Annotated in this window: 14 protein-coding genes and 1 pseudogene; 8 read left to right on the forward strand and 7 right to left on the reverse strand. The window is 63.9% G+C overall.

The genetic code is table 11. The annotated features are described in order from the left end of the window. Positions 1-199: 199 nt before the first annotated feature. The 5 genes from XcyCFBP4188_RS05505 to XcyCFBP4188_RS05525 all read right to left on the reverse strand — a co-directional run bounded on the left by XcyCFBP4188_RS05505 (position 200) and on the right by XcyCFBP4188_RS05525 (position 6,006). A complete protein-coding gene (locus XcyCFBP4188_RS05505; protein ID WP_046933077.1) occupies positions 200-2,269 on the reverse strand; it encodes a M13 family metallopeptidase in 2,070 nt (689 codons plus the stop codon). Between the two features lie 147 nt (positions 2,270-2,416). Next, positions 2,417-3,112 carry a glycosyltransferase gene (locus tag XcyCFBP4188_RS05510; RefSeq protein ID WP_006448561.1) on the reverse strand — a complete coding sequence of 232 codons (696 nt, stop codon included), beginning with the start codon at positions 3,110-3,112 and terminating at the stop codon, positions 2,417-2,419. A 115-nt stretch (positions 3,113-3,227) separates the two neighbouring features. Further along, positions 3,228-4,223 carry an aldo/keto reductase gene (locus XcyCFBP4188_RS05515; RefSeq protein WP_043907130.1) on the reverse strand — a complete coding sequence of 332 codons (996 nt, stop codon included), beginning with the start codon at positions 4,221-4,223 and terminating at the stop codon, positions 3,228-3,230. Between the two features lie 223 nt (positions 4,224-4,446). Beyond that, positions 4,447-5,016: a flavodoxin family protein gene (locus XcyCFBP4188_RS05520; protein WP_006448563.1), complete on the reverse strand. Its 570-nt coding sequence runs from the start codon at positions 5,014-5,016 to the stop codon at positions 4,447-4,449. Positions 5,017-5,070: 54 nt separating this feature from the next. Beyond that, positions 5,071-6,006 (reverse strand): LysR family transcriptional regulator, encoded by a 936-nt coding sequence (locus XcyCFBP4188_RS05525; protein WP_104591757.1) that lies wholly within the window; start codon positions 6,004-6,006, stop codon positions 5,071-5,073. A gap of 106 nt (positions 6,007-6,112) precedes the next feature. On the opposite strand from XcyCFBP4188_RS05525, the gene XcyCFBP4188_RS05530 reads away from it, so the two are divergent. The 4 genes from XcyCFBP4188_RS05530 (at position 6,113) to XcyCFBP4188_RS05550 (ending at position 10,867) form a co-directional block, all read left to right on the forward strand. After that, on the forward strand, positions 6,113-6,478 hold the full coding sequence (locus XcyCFBP4188_RS05530) for a DoxX family protein (protein ID WP_104591758.1): 366 nt from the start codon (positions 6,113-6,115) through the stop codon (positions 6,476-6,478). Between the two features lie 77 nt (positions 6,479-6,555). Beyond that, complete coding sequence (locus tag XcyCFBP4188_RS05535) at positions 6,556-7,374, forward strand: DODA-type extradiol aromatic ring-opening family dioxygenase (protein ID WP_043907131.1); 819 nt, start codon at positions 6,556-6,558, stop codon at positions 7,372-7,374. 317 nt (positions 7,375-7,691) lie between these two features. Further along, positions 7,692-8,936, forward strand: a complete 1,245-nt coding sequence (locus XcyCFBP4188_RS05540; RefSeq protein ID WP_006448567.1) for a putative DNA modification/repair radical SAM protein — start codon at positions 7,692-7,694, stop codon at positions 8,934-8,936. 491 nt (positions 8,937-9,427) lie between these two features. Next, complete coding sequence (locus XcyCFBP4188_RS05550) at positions 9,428-10,867, forward strand: UdgX family uracil-DNA binding protein (protein WP_006448568.1); 1,440 nt, start codon at positions 9,428-9,430, stop codon at positions 10,865-10,867. 336 nt (positions 10,868-11,203) lie between these two features. Here XcyCFBP4188_RS05550 and XcyCFBP4188_RS05555 read toward each other — a convergent pair whose 3' ends face one another. Continuing rightward, positions 11,204-11,761 (reverse strand): fasciclin domain-containing protein, encoded by a 558-nt coding sequence (locus XcyCFBP4188_RS05555; protein WP_006448569.1) that lies wholly within the window; start codon positions 11,759-11,761, stop codon positions 11,204-11,206. Positions 11,762-12,191: 430 nt separating this feature from the next. Here XcyCFBP4188_RS05555 and XcyCFBP4188_RS23335 point away from each other — a divergent pair, with 430 nt between their 5' ends. From XcyCFBP4188_RS23335 to XcyCFBP4188_RS05585, 4 genes are all read left to right on the forward strand, one after another. Next, entirely contained in the window at positions 12,192-12,716 is a 525-nt protein-coding gene (locus XcyCFBP4188_RS23335; RefSeq protein WP_228996240.1) for a hypothetical protein, read from the forward strand. A 388-nt stretch (positions 12,717-13,104) separates the two neighbouring features. Then, positions 13,105-14,742, forward strand: a complete 1,638-nt coding sequence (locus XcyCFBP4188_RS05570; protein WP_104591759.1) for a Na+/H+ antiporter — start codon at positions 13,105-13,107, stop codon at positions 14,740-14,742. Between the two features lie 328 nt (positions 14,743-15,070). Beyond that, positions 15,071-16,015 (forward strand): ABC transporter ATP-binding protein, encoded by a 945-nt coding sequence (locus XcyCFBP4188_RS05580; protein WP_006448573.1) that lies wholly within the window; start codon positions 15,071-15,073, stop codon positions 16,013-16,015. Continuing rightward, positions 16,012-16,773 (forward strand): ABC transporter permease, encoded by a 762-nt coding sequence (locus XcyCFBP4188_RS05585; RefSeq protein WP_006448574.1) that lies wholly within the window; start codon positions 16,012-16,014, stop codon positions 16,771-16,773. Before XcyCFBP4188_RS05580 ends, XcyCFBP4188_RS05585 begins: the two co-directional genes overlap by 4 nt. Before the next feature lie 619 nt (positions 16,774-17,392). Here XcyCFBP4188_RS05585 and XcyCFBP4188_RS05590 read toward each other — a convergent pair. Next, positions 17,393-17,503 (reverse strand): annotated as a pseudogene (locus tag XcyCFBP4188_RS05590) (IS30 family transposase); the annotation flags it as partial.

A 17,503-nucleotide genomic window follows, 5' to 3' on the forward strand; every position in this document is an offset into this window, starting at 1 on the left:
CTCACCCCAACCCCTCTCCCGGCGGGAGAGGGGCTCGAAGCCCTGAATTCACCACGGTGCCAACGCGCGCAGCGGACTTGACCCCTCTCCCTCCGGGAGAGGGGTTGGGGTGAGGGTACGTTGAGAGGCAGATGCTCCAGACCTCCTTAAAAAAAACCGCTCTACGCCTTACGCAGCAGCAGTCGTCCCTGTCCACCACCTACCAAATCCGCACCCGCTGCTCAGGCGCCAGATACAACTGCTCGCCCTGCTTCACATCGAACGCCGGATACCACGCATCGAGATTGCGCACCGTTTGCGCGCGGAAGCGTCCAGGCGCGTGTACGTCGGTGAGCACCGCGTTGCGTAGCGCTGCGTCGCGGTACTTGCTGCGCCAGGCCTGCGCAAAGCCCAGGAAAAAGCGCTGATCCGGGCTGAAGCCATCGATGGTGTGCGGCTGCTTGCCCTGCAACGACAGTTGATACGCATCGTATGCGGTGGCCAGACCGGCAACATCGGCGATGTTCTCGCCCAGGGTCAGCTTGCCGTTGACCGCCAGGTCGTCGAATGGCCGGTAGGCGCTGAATTGCGCGGCAAGCGCATCGCTGGCGGTCGCGAATTTTTTCAGATCCTGCGGCGTCCACCAGTTGTGCAGCTCGCCATGTTCGTCGAACAGTGCGCCCATGTTGTCGAAGCTGTGGCTGATCTCATGGCCGATCACCGCGCCAATCGCGCCGTAGTTCACCGCATCATCGGCGGCCGGGTCGAAGAATGGCGGTTGCAGGAGCGCAGCCGGAAACAGCAGGCGGTTTTCCAGCGGCACATTCAGTGCGTTGACTTCCTGCGGCAGCATGTACCACTCGCGGTGATCCACGGCCTTGCCCAGCTTGGCCAGGTTGCGCCGGTACTCGAACAGTTTGGCGCGCTCTGCATTGCCCAATGCATCGTCGCGGCGCACGTCCAGGCCGCTGTAGTCGCGCCAGGTATCCGGATATCCCACCGCCACCGTCAACCCGGCGATCTTGGCCTTGGCGTGCTGCTTGGTCTCCGGGCTCATCCACGCCAACGCATCGATGCGCTGGCCGAAGGCGGTGACGATGTTCCTGACCATCTCTTCGGTGCGCGCCTTGGTCTGCGCGCTCACGTATTTCTGTACGTAGCGTTTGCCGACCGCCTCGCCCAACGCCGCATTGGTCGCATCGATGGCGCGCTTCCAGCGCTGGCGTTGTTGCGGGGTGCCCTCCAGCGTGGTGCCGTAGAACGCGAAGCGTGCATCGGCGAAGGCCTTGGACAGATACGGCGAGGCGCGATCCAGCTCACGAAAGCTCAGATAGTCCTTCCAGGTCTGCAGCGGCTGCGATTGCACCAGCGCCGACAACCCGGCCACTGCCTGCGGCTGCCAGACGATGAAGTCCTGCTGCGATTTCAAGCCCGCCGCCTCGAAGAACAGCGTCCAGTCCACACCCGGTGCGTGACGTGCGAAATCGGCTTGTTTCCAGGCATTGGCGCCGGCCGGCACGTTATTGGTCTGTTCGGCGGTGGCATGCACATGCGCCATCGCGGTTTCCAGCGCCAGGATGCGCTCTGCGCGGGCCGGTGCATCGCTGATGCCGGCCAGCTGCAACAGCTTGACGATGTACGCGCGGTAGGCATCGCGCAGTTGCGGCATGCGCCCGCCATCCAGATAGAAACTGCGGTCGGGCATGCCCAGGCCGCCCTGCACCAGATACGGCACATAACGCCCGGGGTGATACAGGTCCTGGGTGATCCACAGCCCGAACAGCCGGTCGGTGTAGAAATTGGTGGAATTGAGCAGATCCACATCGGCACGCAATTGGCCGCCCAGCGTGCGTGCCAGCGCCTGCTTGTCGTCCAGTTGCGCGATCGCATCCAGTGCCGGTTGCACCGGGCGCATGCCCTTGGCCTCGATGCCGGCTTCGTCCATGTAGGCCGCGTAGTAATCGCCGATCTGCTTGTCTTCGCCAGTGACGCGGTCGTTGGCGGCTGCGCCTTCGATGATGTCGCGGCTGTGCCGCTCGGTCTCGATGGCAATGCCGACGAAGCTGTTGTAACTGGAGCGGTCGTCGGGAATCTGCGTGGTCTTGACCCAGTTGCCGCTGGCATACCCGAAGAAGTCGTTGCCCGGCGCCACGCCGCGATCCATGCCCGCCGCATCGAAGCCGAAATCGCCCAGCTTCGGCGTGCTGGGTGCCGGCTTGGTGGTGGCAGAGGACGTGGGCGTGCTGCCATCGCGGTGACACGCGGCAGTGATCAGCAGCACCGCAGACAGCGCAGCGATCAGGACAGGGCGGTGCAAAGGGGCCATGCGGCACAGCTCGAAACCAGAACAGACGGCGCAGTGTAAGTGGCTGCCAGCGCCACGTCCCGGCTTGCGGACGACGACGGACATATGCCCGCATGGGTGGATACGCCCGGTTCAGCGCCGGCGCTGGTACCAGAAGCCGAGCGCATCGCGGGTCTGCAGCATGCGCCGCCCGCGCCAGAGGAAACGCAGCAGCAAGCCGAGGTGTTCGCGCTTGGAAAAGCTGCGCAGCTTGCGGTCGGAGGTATGCACGGTCTGGCGCAGGATCACGAACCGCCCGCAGCGTGCCAGCGCGCGGCTCAACGCCACATCCTCACCGGCGTAGTAACGCGTATCGAAGCCACCCGCGCTGACGAACGCCGCGCGCGTGCAGAACAGAAAGCAGCCGGGCGCGATGCCGCTGACCCGAAACAACCAGCCGAAGATCGCCTGTGCGGTGCGCTCGGACCACACGCGCCTGCCCTGCAGGTGCACGTGCGCGCCACCGCCCACGGCACCGGCCTCCAGCGCCGCCAATGCCGCGCCCACCACCTGCGGGTTGATCAGCGTGTCGGCATCCAGAAACAACAACTGCTCGCCGCATGCCAACTGCGCGCCGGCATTGCGGGTGGCGGCGATATGCCGCAGTTGCACCTCCAGCACCTGCGCAGCATGCGCACGCGCGATGGCGGCGGTGTCGTCCTCGCAGGCATCGGCCACCACGATGACCTCGTAGTCGAGCTGCAGTGTCTGCGCGCAGCCGTGCAGACACTGCAGCGTGTCGCCGATCAGCGCGGCTTCGTCGTGGGCGGGGATTACGAAAGACAGCATCTGGCGCGCGGCTCAGGTGAGGGTACGCCAAGTGTGCGAGCCACGCCGATGCAATGGCGTGAGCGCCTGCGGCCGCCACAGCGGGTGCGGCCGCAGGCAGGACGCGAAGGCCGGCTCAGCGGTTGACGGTGGCCATCATCGCTTCCGGGTAGCGCGTGCCGGCCGCAGCCTGTGCCGGGAAAATCGCATCGATGCGTGCCAGCTCGTCCGGCATCAGCGCCACATCGAGCGCGCCGATGTTTTCTTCCAGATAGGCCAGACGTTTGGTGCCCGGGATCGGCACCAGATCCTGGCCTTGCGCCAGTACCCAGGCCAGCGCCAGCTGTCCGGGCGTAATGCCCTTGTCGGCAGCGATCGCCTTGACCTGTTCGACCAGCTGCAGGTTGCGAGTGAAGTTGTCGCCCTGGAAACGCGGCGAATGGCGCCGGTAATCGTCGGCGTCGAAATCGTCCGGCGAGGAGAACGCGCCGGTAAGAAAACCGCGCCCCAGCGGCGAATACGGCACGAAGCCGATCCCGAGCTCGCGCACCGCAGCGAACACGCCGTTGTCTTCCGGCTCGCGCGACCACAGCGAGTATTCGGTCTGTACGGCAGTGATCGGATGCACCGCATGCGCACGCGCAATGGTGTCCGCAGCCGCTTCGGAGAGCCCAAGAAAACGCACCTTGCCTTGTTCGACCAGACGCGCCATCGCACCCACGGTGTCTTCGATCGGCACGTTGGGATCCACGCGGTGCTGGTAATACAGGTCGATATGCTCCACCCCCAGGCGGCGCAGGCTGGCTTCGCAGGCCGACTGCACGTACGCCGGGCTGCCGTCGACACCGCGCACCGAGGGGTCGTTGGCATCGAGCTTGATGCCGAACTTGGTGGCCAGGAACACCTCATGCCGGCGCGAGGCGATCGCCTTGCCGACCAGGATCTCGTTGGTGTGCGGGCCGTACATGTCGGCGGTGTCGAGCAGGCTGATGCCGTGATCCAGCGCGCGATGGATCACCTTGATCGAGCCGGCCTCGTCGCTGCGGTTGCCGTAGAACGCGCTCATGCCCATGCAGCCGAGGCCGAGTGCAGAGACGGTGGGGCCGGAACGGCCAAGCGTGCGGGTTTGCATGGTGGGGGAACTCCGTGCGGTCAAAAGGGCGGGGCCAAGCATGGCGCGGGTGGCGTTAGGGCGATGTGGCTCGACCGGTGAGGCGTCGCGGTTGCGGCCGTTGCAGGCCGCTGCGGTATGGCAACCGCACTGATTGCGCCATTACGCAAAAACCCGCGCATCCCGGCAGACCGAAGCCTACCGCCATGCGCGGGTCTTTACGCGGACGCGACTACATCCCGCTTCAGCCCTTGAGCTTGCCGGCGAATTCGGCAATGCGCTTGCCGAGCAGCCTGGCGGTTTCCAGATCGCCGCTGCGCGGCGCTTCTTCCGGCGAGGCATCGGAGGGCGAGATCGCCAGTGCGCCTGCCGAGCCGGCGGTCCAGTTGATGTCCTGCGGGCCGTGTGCCTTGGTGTTGGCCGGCAGCAAGCCGGTGCCGATCCAGACCTGGCCGTGCTGCTGCGACAACGTCCAGAAGTACTGGATGGTGGCGTACTTGTCGCCGTTGACCGAGGCCGAGTTGGTGAAGCCGGCCGCAATCTTGTCCTTCCAGGCCTGCGCAAACCACGGCTTGGAGCTGGCATCGGCAAACTTCTTGAACTGCCAGGCCGGCCCGCCCATGTAGGTGGGGCTGCCATAGATGATGGCATCGGCCGCACCGATCGCCTCCCAGGCGTCGTCGGGCAGGTTGCCGTCCTGGTCGATGCGATACAGCGTGGCCTCGCCGACGCTGGCGGCGCCGGCATGCACGGCTTCGGCCAGTTTGACGGTGTGGCCGTAGCCGCTGAAATACACGATGGCGATCTTGCTCATGGGCAGTCCTTGAACCGAGGGGATCGGGATTGTGCGCACACGTGGGCCGACAGGTTAATGACCACTGCCGGGACGAACTGTTGCCGAGGCCGCCAGACCAGATGCGCACTCGCCCATCGTTTCGACCAGGTAATCGATGAAGCTGCGCACCTTCGGCGCCAGATGGCTGCGGCTGGTATAGACCGCGAAGATGCCGATATCGGCCAGCTCGTACTCGGGAAGAATGCGTACCAGGCGCCCGGCGGCGAGATGGTCGTCGGCCAGAAAATCCGGCTGCATCGCAATGCCCTGGCCGGCCACCGCCGCCGCGCTCAACACATGCCCGTTGTTGGCACGCAGCCCGCCGTGGATGCGCACAGTGGTATCGCCATCGGGGCCATGGAAGCGCACTTCGTCGCCATTGGGCGAGTAGTGATAGAGCAGGCATTCGTGGCCGGCCAGGTCGGACGGATGGCTGGGCGTGCCCGCGCGTGCCAGATAGGCCGGCGCCGCGCACGTGAGCAGCCGCACCTTGCCCAACTGGCGGGCGATCAGCGTCGGCGCCGGCTGGCGGGTGATGCGGATGGCGACATCGAAGCCTTCTTCCACCATGTCGACCAGGCGGTCGGACAGCGACAGGTCGAGCTCCACCTGCGGGTAGCGCGCGCGAAAGCCCGGCAGCAAGGCGGCCAGCCGCTCGATGCCGTAGCTCACCGGCGCGTTGACGCGCAGCACCCCGGCCGGTTCCAGCGCCTGGGCGCCCACGGTGGCCTCCAGGTCGTCCAGATCGGCGAGCAGCTGCAGGCAGCGCTGGTAATACGCGGTGCCGGCGCTGGTCAGGCTGACCCGCCGGGTGGTGCGGTTGAGCAGGCGGGTGCCCAGCCGCTGTTCGAGCGCGGCGACCTGGCGGGTGACGCTGGCGGTGGAGCGGTCCAGCGCGTCGGCTGCAGCGCTGAAGCCGCTGCGTTCGGCCACTGCGGTGAACACGCGCATTGCGTCGAGGGTATCCATGGTGGATCCGATTATTGCTTTGATCGCAATTAATTATCCGAATCGAAACTATTTATCAGAAATTTGTAAGCAATAGGCTGTGCAGGTCCTCACCGGAGTCTGTCAAATGTCCACTTCTCTTGCATCCCTGCGTACCGCCGCTTACGGCACGGCCTTGTTGCGCATCAGTCTGGGCGCGCTGTTCCTGGTGCACGGCCTGACCAAGCTGCTGGTGTTCACCCCGGCCGGCACGGCGGCCTATTTCCAGTCGCTCGGCCTGCCGGGCGCGCTGGGCTACCTCACTATCGCGCTGGAGCTTGGCCTGGGCCTGTCCTTGCTGTTGGGCATCTACGCGCGCTGGGTGGCGCTGTTGGGCGTGCCGCTGCTGCTGGGCACCATCGTCAGCGTGCATGGCGCCAATGGCTTCGGCTTCTCCAATCCGGGCGGCGGCTGGGAATACCCGGCGCTGTGGGCGGTGTTGCTGATCGTGTAATCGCTGCTTGGCGATGGCGCCCTGGCGTTGAAGCCGGCGCGCTGAGGCGGTTTGTTTTTCTTTACGAGGAGTCGTCCATGACCCGCTTGCCTTCCCTGTACATCTCGCATGGATCGCCGATGACTGCGCTGCAGCCGGGGCAGGTCGGCGAGCGCCTGGCCGAGCTTGCGCAGACCTTGCCGCGGCCACGCGCGATTGTCGTTGCATCGGCGCATTGGCTGGGCCGCCGCCCGCTGGTCAGTGGCGCGGCGCGGCCGGCCACCATCCACGACTTCGGTGGATTTCCTGCGCCGCTGTACGAACTGGAGTATCCCGCGCCCGGCGAGCCGGCGTTGGCGCAACAGATCCTGCGTCGGCTGGAACAGGCCGGCCTGCATCCGCACCTGGACCCGCAGCGCGGCTTCGATCATGGCGTGTGGGTGCCGCTGCGCCTGCTGTATCCGGCTGCCGAGATTCCGGTGGTGTCGGTGTCGATCCAGTCAGAGCTCGGCCCGGCCCACCAGTTCGCGGTGGGCCGCGCGCTGGCACCGTTGCGCGATGAAGGTGTGCTGGTGATCGGCTCGGGCAGCATCACCCACAACCTGAACGACGCGCGCCAGGGCTACAGCGCCGAGCGCGAGGCGCCCTACGTGCGGCCCTTCATCGAATGGACCGAACGCAAGCTGGTCGACAACGACATCGCTGCGCTATTGGACTATCGCCGCCAGGCACCGCATGCCGCGCGCGCGCATCCTACCGACGAGCATCTGCTGCCGCTGTATGTGGCGATGGGCGCGGCGGGCGACGACCGGCTTGGCGCGCAGCGCATCGATGCCGGTATCGATGCCGGCCTTCTGGCCATGGATATCTACCGGTTCGATGGGAATCGCGCGCTGGCGGATCCGGTTGCCGCATGAGTCCACCGTGCTTGCAGCATGCAGGCATTATGGCCGACACGTAAGGTGCCGGCAGCATGCCGATACCGTTGCCATCAGGCATGTGCCGGTGACACGCTGGCACCATAGGCATCACGCATGGCTCAGACGGCGCGCCGCCCCGCAGCAATGACGTATGGCGGCGGCGAGCTGGGCACCACCGCCATCACGTATGGCGCAGGTAGCCAGCCAGCCGCACAACGCCAAGGCATGGCGCCCGCACCACAGCGCTCTGAAGCATTCACGATGCGTGCTGTGCAGTCTCATAAGCTGAGACGCCTTCGCTGCATCCTGCTCGCGTGAAAATCCTCGACAAGCTCGCCGTCCTCGCCGACGCCGCCAAATACGATGCCTCCTGCGCCTCCAGTGGCGCCAACAAGCGCAATTCGCTCGGCACCGGCGGCATCGGCAGCACCGAGGGCATGGGCATCTGTCACTCGTACACGCCCGATGGCCGCTGCGTCTCGCTGCTGAAGATTTTGCTGACCAACTTCTGCATCTTCGATTGCGCGTACTGCGTCAATCGGGTGTCCAGCAACGTGCGCCGCGCGCGCTTCACGCCGGAAGAAGTGGTCACGCTGACGCTGGATTTCTACAAGCGCAATTACATCGAAGGCCTGTTCCTGTCCAGCGGCATCATCCGCAACTCCGACTACACCATGGAGCAGATGGTGGAAGTGGCGCGGCAGCTGCGCGAGGTGCATCACTTCGCCGGTTACATCCATCTCAAGACCATCCCCGATGCGACGCCGGAATTGCTGGCGGCGGCCGGTCGTTACGCCGACCGACTGAGCATCAACGTGGAGTTGCCGACCGAGCAGGGCTTGACGCTGCTGGCACCGGAAAAAAGCGTCGGCGGCATTCGCGCGGCGATGGGCGAACTGCGTTGGCGCATCGAAGAGAATCAGCTCGAGCGCAAGGCCGAAAAAGTGCGCCGCGCCAAGCCGCCGCGCTTTGCACCGGCCGGGCAGAGTACGCAGATGATCGTCGGCGCCGACGACGCCAACGACCGCAGCATTCTGGACACCAGCCACAATCTCTACGGTAATTATCGGATGCGCCGGGTGTATTACTCGGCGTTCAGCCCGATCCCGGATGCCTCCTCCAAGTTGCCGCTGCAGGCGCCGCCGTTGCAGCGCGAGCATCGGCTGTATCAGGCCGACTGGTTGCTGCGCTTCTACGACTTCAGCGTGGAAGAAATCGCGCCGTCGCAATCCAGCGGCATGCTCGATCTGGATGTGGACCCGAAGCTGGCGTGGGCGTTGCGCAATCCGGAGCGCTTTCCGGTGGATTTGAACGCGGCGCCGCGCGAGATGCTGCTACGCGTACCGGGCCTGGGCACGCGTAACGTGGAGCGCTTGCTGTTGTCGCGCAGGCATGCGCGCTTGCGGGTGGGAGATTTGGCGCGGTTGCGGGTGCCGATGAAGAAGCTGCTGCCGTTTGTGAGTGTGCTGGATCATCATCCGCGCCAGCGCTTGGATGATCCGGTGCGGTTACGCGCGCAGTTGGCGCCGGCACCGCGACAGGCAAGTTTGTTCGATTGACGCCTGTCCCTTCTCCCGTCGGGAGAAGGTGCCCGAAGGGCGGATGAGGGTACGGCCGCACGCATGACTTGGAAGTTCTTGATTGCTTCTACGAATCCCCAATTCCCACCACCGAATCCCTGCTCCAAGAGCTTCCACGCCTTGCGGCGCGGGTTACTTTTGTCTTGGCAAAAGTAACCAAAACCGCTGTCGCCTGACGCGATCCGGTGCGATACAGCCGCACCGGTGCCCTGTGCTCCTCGCCATGCGCGGCACGGCGCCCAAACTCGCTGCGCTCAGACAGGGCGCCTCTTCGGCCACGCATGGCTGCGGTGCGCGGCTCGCTCTAAGGCGACTTGGTGAAGCAAAATCAACAGCGACAAGCGACAAGCGACAAGCGACAAGCGATAAGCAGTAGCAGCAAAAGCCCGCGAGAAAATCGCAACAACGCAACGATAGTGCCGCCAGTAGAGCGATGGCGAGATCGGAAATCTTGAGGTCAGGTGTAAGCGATGTTCAGCGCTGAAGTTGAGCCAGGTTGGAGTCTTGATGCATGGCGTGCGCTGGCGCGGGCGGGGTGGTGTGCGCAGGTGGAGCCTGACGCGATTGCGTGGAATGGTGGCGTGCAGGGTGGCTTGTTGATGGGGCAGGGGCTGCTGGACCTGCCGGCGGTGGTTGCCGCGCCGCGAGTCTCGGCAGAGTTTTTGCAGATGGCGGGGGCGGTGCTGTGTCATCGCGACCCGCAGCGCTATGCGGTGTTGTATCGGTTGTTGTGGCGGGTGGCGTCCGGCGAGCGGGCGTTGCTGGAGCGGGCGACCGATGTCGATGTGCACCGGGTGGCGCAGTGGCAGAAGGCGGTGCAACGCGATACGCACAAGATGAAGGCATTCGTGCGCTTCCGGCGCTTGCCGGTGGAAGAGGAAGACTTCGTGGCGTGGTTCGAGCCCGAACACTGGATCGTGGATCGGGTGGCGCCGTTTTTCGCGCGCCGTTTCGCCGGAATGCGCTGGGCGATTCTGACTCCGTATCGCAGCGTGCGCTGGGATGGCGAGGCGTTGACGTTCGGCGAGGGTGCGGTGCGCACCCAAGTGCCGGCCGACGATGCGCAGGAGACGCTGTGGCGCACCTATTACGCGCATATCTTCAATCCGGCGCGGCTCAATCCCACCATGATGCGGCAGGAAATGCCGCAGAAATACTGGAAGAACCTGCCCGAGGCGAGCTTGTTGCCGGAGCTGATTCGCGAGGCGGGTGTGCGCGTGCGCGAGATGGCCGAGCGTGCGCCCGAACCGGTGCGGCGGCGAGTGCCGGTCGCGCCAGCGCCGATCCCGGAAGTGGCCACGCAAAGCCTGGCACAGTTGCGCGTGGCCGCGCGCGATTGCCGGCGTTGCGCGTTGTGGCAACCGGCAACGCAGACGGTTTTTGGCGAAGGGCCGAACGATGCATCGGTGATGGTGATCGGCGAGCAGCCAGGCGACGAAGAGGATCTGAGCGGGCGTCCGTTCGTCGGGCCGGCCGGGCGTTTGTTCAATATGGCGCTGGGCGAGATCGGCATCGATCGCGCCACGGTCTATGTGACCAATGCGGTCAAGCATTTCCGTTTCGAGCAACGCGGCAAACGGCGTCTGCATCGCAACCCGGAACGGGCGCATGTGCAGGCCTGCAGTGGCTGGTTGCATGCAGAGCGCGCACAACTGCGTCCGGCGCAGATCGTCTGCCTGGGCGCGACTGCGGCACAGGCGGTGTTGGGAAGCGGCTTTCGCTTGATGCGCGAACGCGGCCAATGGCAGCGCCTGGACGATGGCACGCCGGTGCTGACCACCGTGCATCCGTCATGGGTGTTGCGCCAGCCAACGACGGCCGCACGCGAGGAAGGCTATCGCGGGTTTGTGGAAGATCTGCGCCAGCTGCTGGACGTACCGATGTCGGCGGGCAGCTCGGCCGCGCCATAAAAAAAATACGCGTGCAATGGCACGCGTACGGTGTCGGAGAACCAGGACACCAAGTGGAGCCACTGAGCAATCAGTGACTCCATCACCGCCGCTTCGCGGTTGGGTGGCGAGACCTGAAACGTGGTTCCAGGTACACGCGGATCGGCCTACAAAAAGCGTTTGTCCACGTCGACGTATGCATGGATGCACTGATGCATCGATGCCGCGCGCGTTCAAAATTTCTCGATAACGCCAGCGCACGTGACGGTTGCGCCCCATCGGCGGAATCCCCCTGCATTCCGCCGATGGACTACCTGCGCATGCAATGACAACGACGTGCCTTGCAGCCAGATGCAATTACGGCATCAACACCTTGTCGACCACGTGGATCACGCCATTGCTCTGCACCACATCGGCGATGGTGACGTTGGCGGTGTTGCCCTTGACGTCGGTGATGGTGACCTTCTTGCCATTGAGTTTTGCGGTGAGCGGTTCGCCCTGCACGGTGGTCAGCGTCGCGCTGCCGCCGCCGGCCTTGATCTTGGCGATCAGCGAAGCGGCGTCAACCTTGCCCGGCACCACGTGATAAGTCAGCACCTTGGTCAAGGTGGGCTTGGATTCGGGCTTCAACAGGGTGTCGACGGTGCCGGCCGGCAATGCGGCAAACGCGGCGTTGGTCGGGGCAAACACGGTGAACGGGCCCGGGCCCTTCAACGTCTCGACCAGGCCGGCGGCCTTGACTGCGGCGACCAGGGTGGTGTGATCCTTGGAGTTGACCGCGTTGTCGACGATGTCCTTGGTCACCAGCATCGGCGCACCGCCCACCATCGGGTTGGACGCCGCGTAGGCGGGAGCCATCGCGCTGGTCAGGGCAATGGCGGTGGCAATGGCAAGCGACTGTAATGAGGTCTTCATGAGGTATCGATCCTTTGGGTAAGCGATCACCTGGATGGCAATCGTATAGATGGATACGCGGCCGGCTGCGGCGCGGATGCATCACGCGTTTTTTACATGGCGATGCTGTGCCGCAACGCCATCGCATATCCATCCTGGCGAACTGTGGATCGGGTGGGCTGCGGTTGAGTCTGTTCGATCAGTGACGGAGACACACGCCGACTGACGGTTTAAAAGACGACATGGCCAACCCGCGATGCAAGGGCCGCCCGATCAGTCCGTTACCAAGCCCATCGAGTCGTAGCCGTCGCCTGACCACCCTAATGCTGCACGAATGTTCGCGATTGGCAGAAGCGGCGCCGGACAGTGCAATTACCATTCATGCCCTTGCGTGATGATCAGTGCTCAGAGGCTGTAGAACATGAAATCCAAAAAGAGTGAATTCAAATGATTGGTGCTGCCGGCATGGTTGGCGGTAGGTGCCCTGGCGTTATCCGGCACTGCACAGGCAGCAGCCGTCACGCCAACGCCAACGCAGGCGCCGTCAGCGACCGCTACTGCCCCTGCGAGTGACATCTATCGGCCAGGTCAGAAATGGATCGTGCCGGGCGAGTGGGAATTTACGGTGGATTCCGCACGCGTGGCCAAGGTGAAAAGTCCCAATTACGGCGGTGGCTCCTGGGTTCCTACGCAAGTGATCCTGCTGACCTATAGCTATAAAAATATCGGATTCGACGACAGCGCCAATTACAAGGACGGCGGCCCGTCGACGCTGGCGTTTTCGAAAGCGCATATCGACGTGTCCGATGCCAACGATGCGGACAACGGCGGCGCAGGCAATTACCCCGTGCGCATCAAGCTCGTCGGAGACGCTGACGGTCAGAAGCCCGGGCAAGTGGCCGTACGCCTTCAACAAGAAAGTCAAGGCGGTCAAGGTGACGGTGAGTCACTACGATTCCAAGCTGAAACTGCATGAAGCGACCTTCCTGGTCCCGGTCGAGGGCACTGGGCCATCGAAGCCGCACGCGAACAAGCGCGCTTACCACAGCTGATCGCGTCCAGCCAATCTGCATAGGCATGCCGCCGGCATGCGTGACGTGGCAAACGATCACGTTGCCGGCTGCTTTCATCCTCGTCTCGGCCTGTCCATCCGGCAGCGTATCCACCGTGTCTGATCGACAGACACCCGCCACAGAGCTGCAGCAGCACACCCTCGTGGCGGTCACCGTGCAGGGCCGCGCCCAGGCCCAGGCGGCGCGGTGGTTTCATCGCCGCCTGCAAACCGGTATGTTCCCTTCGGCGCGTTAGTTGTGCGTTGCACGATGCGATGCCGTACGCGTACCGTTTCTTCTTCCGGGTTTTTCATGCATTCGATCGATGTCGTCCTCGCCATGTTGCTGGCGGTCGCGGCCAGCGGTTATCTGATCCGCATCCTGCCGTTCTCGTTGCCCTTGCCGTTGGTCCAGATCGCGCTCGGCGCGGTGGTCTCCGGTGTGTTCGATGCCGGGCACGAGCTGGAACCGGAGTTGTTCTTCCTGTTGTTCCTGCCGCCACTGCTGTTTCTGGATGGCTGGCGCATTCCCAAACAAGGCCTGTTCCGCGACAAGGCGGCCATCCTGGAACTGGCGCTGGGCCTGGTGGTGTTCACCGTGGTCGGCGCGGGCCTGCTGATCCATTGGTTGATCCCGGCGATGCCGCTGGCGGTGGCCTTCGCGCTGGCCGCGATCATCTCGCCGACCGATCCGGTGGCGGTGTCCTCGATCGCCTCCAAGGTGCCGATCCCCAAGCGGCTGATGCACATCCTGGAAGGCGAGTCGTTGCTCAACGATGCTTCGGGTCTGGTGTGCTTCCAGTTTGCAGTGGCTGCGGTGCTGACCGGCAGCTTCTCGATCGCCACCGCCTCGCTGACCTTCCTGTGGGTGGCGCTGGCCGGGCTGGCATTGGGCGTGGCGACCACCTTCGGCCTGAGCCGCATCCAGGCCTGGATCTGGCGCCACTTCGGCGAGGAGCCGGGTTCGGCGATCCTGGTCAACCTGCTGACCCCGTTCGCGGCCTATCTGCTGGCCGAAGCCTTCCATGCTTCGGGCATCCTGGCTGCGGTGGCCGCCGGCGTCACCATGAGTTACGTGGAAATGGCCGGCAACGCGCCAGGCAATATGCGGCTGCAGCGCTCGGCGGTGTGGGACACGGTGCAGTTCACCTTCAACGGCATCATCTTCGTGCTGCTGGGCGAGCAGCTGCCGGGCATCCTGGACGGGGCGGTGCGCAGCGTGCAGGAAGCCGGCCACCTCAATCCGTGGTGGCTGGCGGTGTACGTGGCCACCATCAGCGCCAGCCTGATGGCGTTGCGCTTCGTATGGGTGTTCCTGTCGCTGCGCTGGAACATCTTCAAGGCGCAGTGGCGCGGCGAGCAGCATGTCAGCCCGCCGTGGCGCATCGTGGTGGCGGTATCGCTGGCCGGCGTGCGCGGTGCGATCACCCTGGCCGGCGTGCTCACGTTGCCGTTGATGCTGGAAGACGGCTCACCGTTCCCGGCCCGCCAGTTGGCGATTTTCCTGGCCGCCTCGGTGATCCTGGTCTCGTTGCTGGTCGCCAGCGTGGCGTTGCCGCCGCTGCTGCGCGGGCTGGAGCTGCCCGAAGAAGAAGACGAGCAGCTCAAGGAAGACCTGGCGGTGAAGGCCGCCTCGCACGCCGCGCTGGAAGCGGTGGAAAAACTGCGCCAGCGGCTGGTGGATGGCAGCAAGCATGCCGAGCGCTACAACGCGGCGGCCAATCAGGTCAGCCAGCGCTATCAACGCAAGCTCGGCGCGGTGGACATGGCCGAGACCGATCCGGAAGAGGCCGGTGCCTACGAACAGTCACTGCGCCAGTTCCGTCATGCCGCACTGGTGGCCGAGCGCAACGAGTTGTTCAAGCTCGCGCGCCGCCGCGAGATTTCCGACGATCTGTCGCGCCGGCTGGTGCGCAATCTGGATCTGATCGAGTCGCGCAAGCGGGCGTGACGCGCTTGCGCGCGCGGGAGTCGGGAATCGGGAATCGGGAATCGGGAATCGGGAATCGGGATTGGGGAATCGCAGGAGCGACAGCGTGGTGCCGCCCGGGTTGTGTAGGAGCGCGCTTGCGCGCGATGGGACGTTGGCGGGAAAGCGCCATCGCGCGCAAGCGCGCTCCTAAAGAGAGATGCGCCAACAAACGGACGCAGCAGGCGTGCGCGGTCCAGTTCGCTGAGGCTCCCCGGCGCGCCTCGGGAGACACCATCCCACCCACACTGCTCCCATCTTCATGGCGCACGGCCTACCCTGTGCGGCTGATCGTTCCAGTGCCCAACACATGACTCCAATCGTTTCCATCCAGGGATTGAGCAAGACCTACGCTGGCGGTTTTCAGGCGCTCAAGCACGTGGACCTCGAAATCCAGCGCGGCGAAATCTTCGCGCTGCTCGGTCCCAATGGCGCCGGCAAGACCACGCTGATCAGCATCATCTGCGGGTTGATCAATCCGAGCACCGGCACCGTGCTGGCCGATGGTCACGACATCGTGCGCGACTATCGCGCCGCACGCGCCAGCATCGGCCTGGTGCCGCAGGAACTGGCCACCGATGCGTTCGAAAGCGTGTGGGCCACCGTGCGTTTCAGCCGCGGGCTGTTCGGCAAGCCGGCCAATCCGCAGTATCTGGAAACGGTGCTGCGCGAACTCTCGTTGTGGGACAAGCGCAACAACAAGATTTCCACGCTGTCCGGCGGCATGAAGCGACGCGTGCTGATCGCCAAGGCGCTGGCGCACGAGCCGCGCATTCTCTTTTTGGACGAGCCCACCGCCGGTGTGGACGTGGAGCTGCGCCACGACATGTGGCAGATGGTGCGGCGGCTGCGCGAGCAGGGCACCACGGTGATCCTGACCACCCATTACATCGAAGAAGCCGAAGACATGGCCGACCGGGTCGGGGTGATCAATCGCGGCGAGCTGGTGCTGGTGGAAGACAAGCACACGCTGATGCGCAAGCTCGGCAAGAAGCAGCTCACGCTCAGCCTGCAGGCGCCGCTGCAGGCCATCCCGGTCGCGCTGAGCGATTTGCCATTGGAACTGTCGGCCGACGGCAACAGCCTGATCTACACCTTCGACACCCAGGCCGAACAGACCGGCATTGGCGGGCTGCTGCGCCGGCTCAACGAGCAGGGCATCGATTTCAAGGATCTGCATTCCAGCGAGAGTTCGCTGGAGGAGATCTTCGTCAATCTGGTGCACGGTGCACGCCAGCAGGAGGTACGCGCATGAACCGGTATGCAATCGCTGCGATCTACCGCTTCGAAATGGCGCGCGCGTTCCGCACGCTTACCCAGTCGATCGCCTCGCCGGTGTTGTCGACATCACTGTATTTTGTGGTGTTCGGCGCGGCGATCGGTTCGCGCATGGGCGATATCGACGGCATCAGCTACGGCGCCTTCATCATTCCCGGCCTGGTGATGCTGTCCTTGCTCAACGAGAGCATTTCCAATGCCTCGTTCGGCATCTACATGCCGCGCTGGGCCGGCACCATCTACGAGGTGTTGTCGGCGCCGGTGGCGTGGTGGGAGATCGTGATCGGCTATGTGGGCGCGGCGGCGACCAAGTCGGTGCTGCTGGGCTTGCTGATCCTGCTCACCGCGCGGCTGTTCGTGCCGTATGAGATTGCCCACCCGGTGTGGATGCTGGGCTTTCTGGTGCTCACCGCGCTGACCTTCAGCCTGTTCGGTTTCATCATCGGCATCTGGGCTGACGGCTTCGAAAAGCTGCAGGTGATTCCGCTGATGGTGGTGACGCCGCTGACCTTCCTGGGCGGCAGTTTCTACTCGATCAACATGCTGCCGCCGCTGTGGCAGAAGGTCACCTTGTTCAATCCGGTGGTCTATCTGATCAGCGGCTTCCGCTGGAGTTTCTACGGCAAGGCCGACGTGCACATCGCGGTGAGCACCGGCATGACGTTCCTGTTCCTGATCGTGTGCCTGGGCGTGGTCGCGGCGATTTTCCGCAGTGGTTATCGGCTCAAGGCGTGAGTGTCACGGTACCGCCGGAATCCTTCGGTGTCACGCGATAGATCAATAGCGTGGTGATCGGCAGCGTTGTCTGGCGCTGACTACATGCGGCGCGCCGCCGAGTTTACCGACAGCTTATCCACACGAGTGATACGCTATGCCTCTCTCGCAACCCTTCGTGGTTGAGATGCGCGCATTGATAAATGCAGCAGCGATCTGCCCGGAGCAACTCGGTATGCAATGTCTTTTGATGCTCGCTTCCCGTACAATGCATCATGTTCTATATACGGCTGCTGGCCATCATGAACAGCTAGGCAAGCTGAATAATCAGCAGAATCGTTGAAGTACAAATGGTATCGTCGAGATGAGGTGTGAAGTTGGCTTGCGTGGGGTCACCCACGCAAGTCCTGTAGTCTTATTTTACTAGCAGGAAGCATTGTCCCTTGACTGGCAATAACTGCTGACCCGCTATCTATAGATGGACAATGCAACCAGCATCAGCACCTGATACGTATTCTTTGCTCAGGTCGTGATGGCAAACTTTGGTGCAGCTAAAACGGCGTTTGATTATGCAAAACGGATGTTCCGCCTTCGCTCTCATGTTGATCTTGAAGTCCCGACGTTCTTTTCGAGGGCGAATTCAACTCTGGATCGCAACGCTGTTAAGGACCTCCTCGGAGAAGACTTCGAGGGGCGTTTTGAATCCGAGTATCTTGCGCGGACGATTGTAGAGTCGCTGTTCGATCCATCG

Origin of the sequence: Xanthomonas hortorum pv. cynarae, from assembly GCF_002939985.1 — a bacterium.
Lineage (GTDB): Bacteria > Pseudomonadota > Gammaproteobacteria > Xanthomonadales > Xanthomonadaceae > Xanthomonas > Xanthomonas hortorum_D.

What these genes read in the sequence shown, in the direction of transcription:
- XcyCFBP4188_RS05510 (WP_006448561.1), bottom strand. Translation starts at nt 3,112, where the DNA reads ATGCTGTCTTTCGTAATCCCCGCCCACGACGAAGCCGCGCTGATCGGC.
- XcyCFBP4188_RS05515 (WP_043907130.1), bottom strand. Translation starts at nt 4,223, where the DNA reads ATGCAAACCCGCACGCTTGGCCGTTCCGGCCCCACCGTCTCTGCACTC.
- XcyCFBP4188_RS05520 (WP_006448563.1), bottom strand. Translation starts at nt 5,016, where the DNA reads ATGAGCAAGATCGCCATCGTGTATTTCAGCGGCTACGGCCACACCGTC.
- XcyCFBP4188_RS05525 (WP_104591757.1), bottom strand. Translation starts at nt 6,006, where the DNA reads ATGGATACCCTCGACGCAATGCGCGTGTTCACCGCAGTGGCCGAACGC.
- XcyCFBP4188_RS05530 (WP_104591758.1), top strand. Translation starts at nt 6,113, where the DNA reads ATGTCCACTTCTCTTGCATCCCTGCGTACCGCCGCTTACGGCACGGCC.
- XcyCFBP4188_RS05535 (WP_043907131.1), top strand. Translation starts at nt 6,556, where the DNA reads ATGACCCGCTTGCCTTCCCTGTACATCTCGCATGGATCGCCGATGACT.
- XcyCFBP4188_RS05550 (WP_006448568.1), top strand. Translation starts at nt 9,428, where the DNA reads ATGTTCAGCGCTGAAGTTGAGCCAGGTTGGAGTCTTGATGCATGGCGT.
- XcyCFBP4188_RS05555 (WP_006448569.1), bottom strand. Translation starts at nt 11,761, where the DNA reads ATGAAGACCTCATTACAGTCGCTTGCCATTGCCACCGCCATTGCCCTG.
- XcyCFBP4188_RS05570 (WP_104591759.1), top strand. Translation starts at nt 13,105, where the DNA reads ATGCATTCGATCGATGTCGTCCTCGCCATGTTGCTGGCGGTCGCGGCC.
- XcyCFBP4188_RS05580 (WP_006448573.1), top strand. Translation starts at nt 15,071, where the DNA reads ATGACTCCAATCGTTTCCATCCAGGGATTGAGCAAGACCTACGCTGGC.
- XcyCFBP4188_RS05585 (WP_006448574.1), top strand. Translation starts at nt 16,012, where the DNA reads ATGAACCGGTATGCAATCGCTGCGATCTACCGCTTCGAAATGGCGCGC.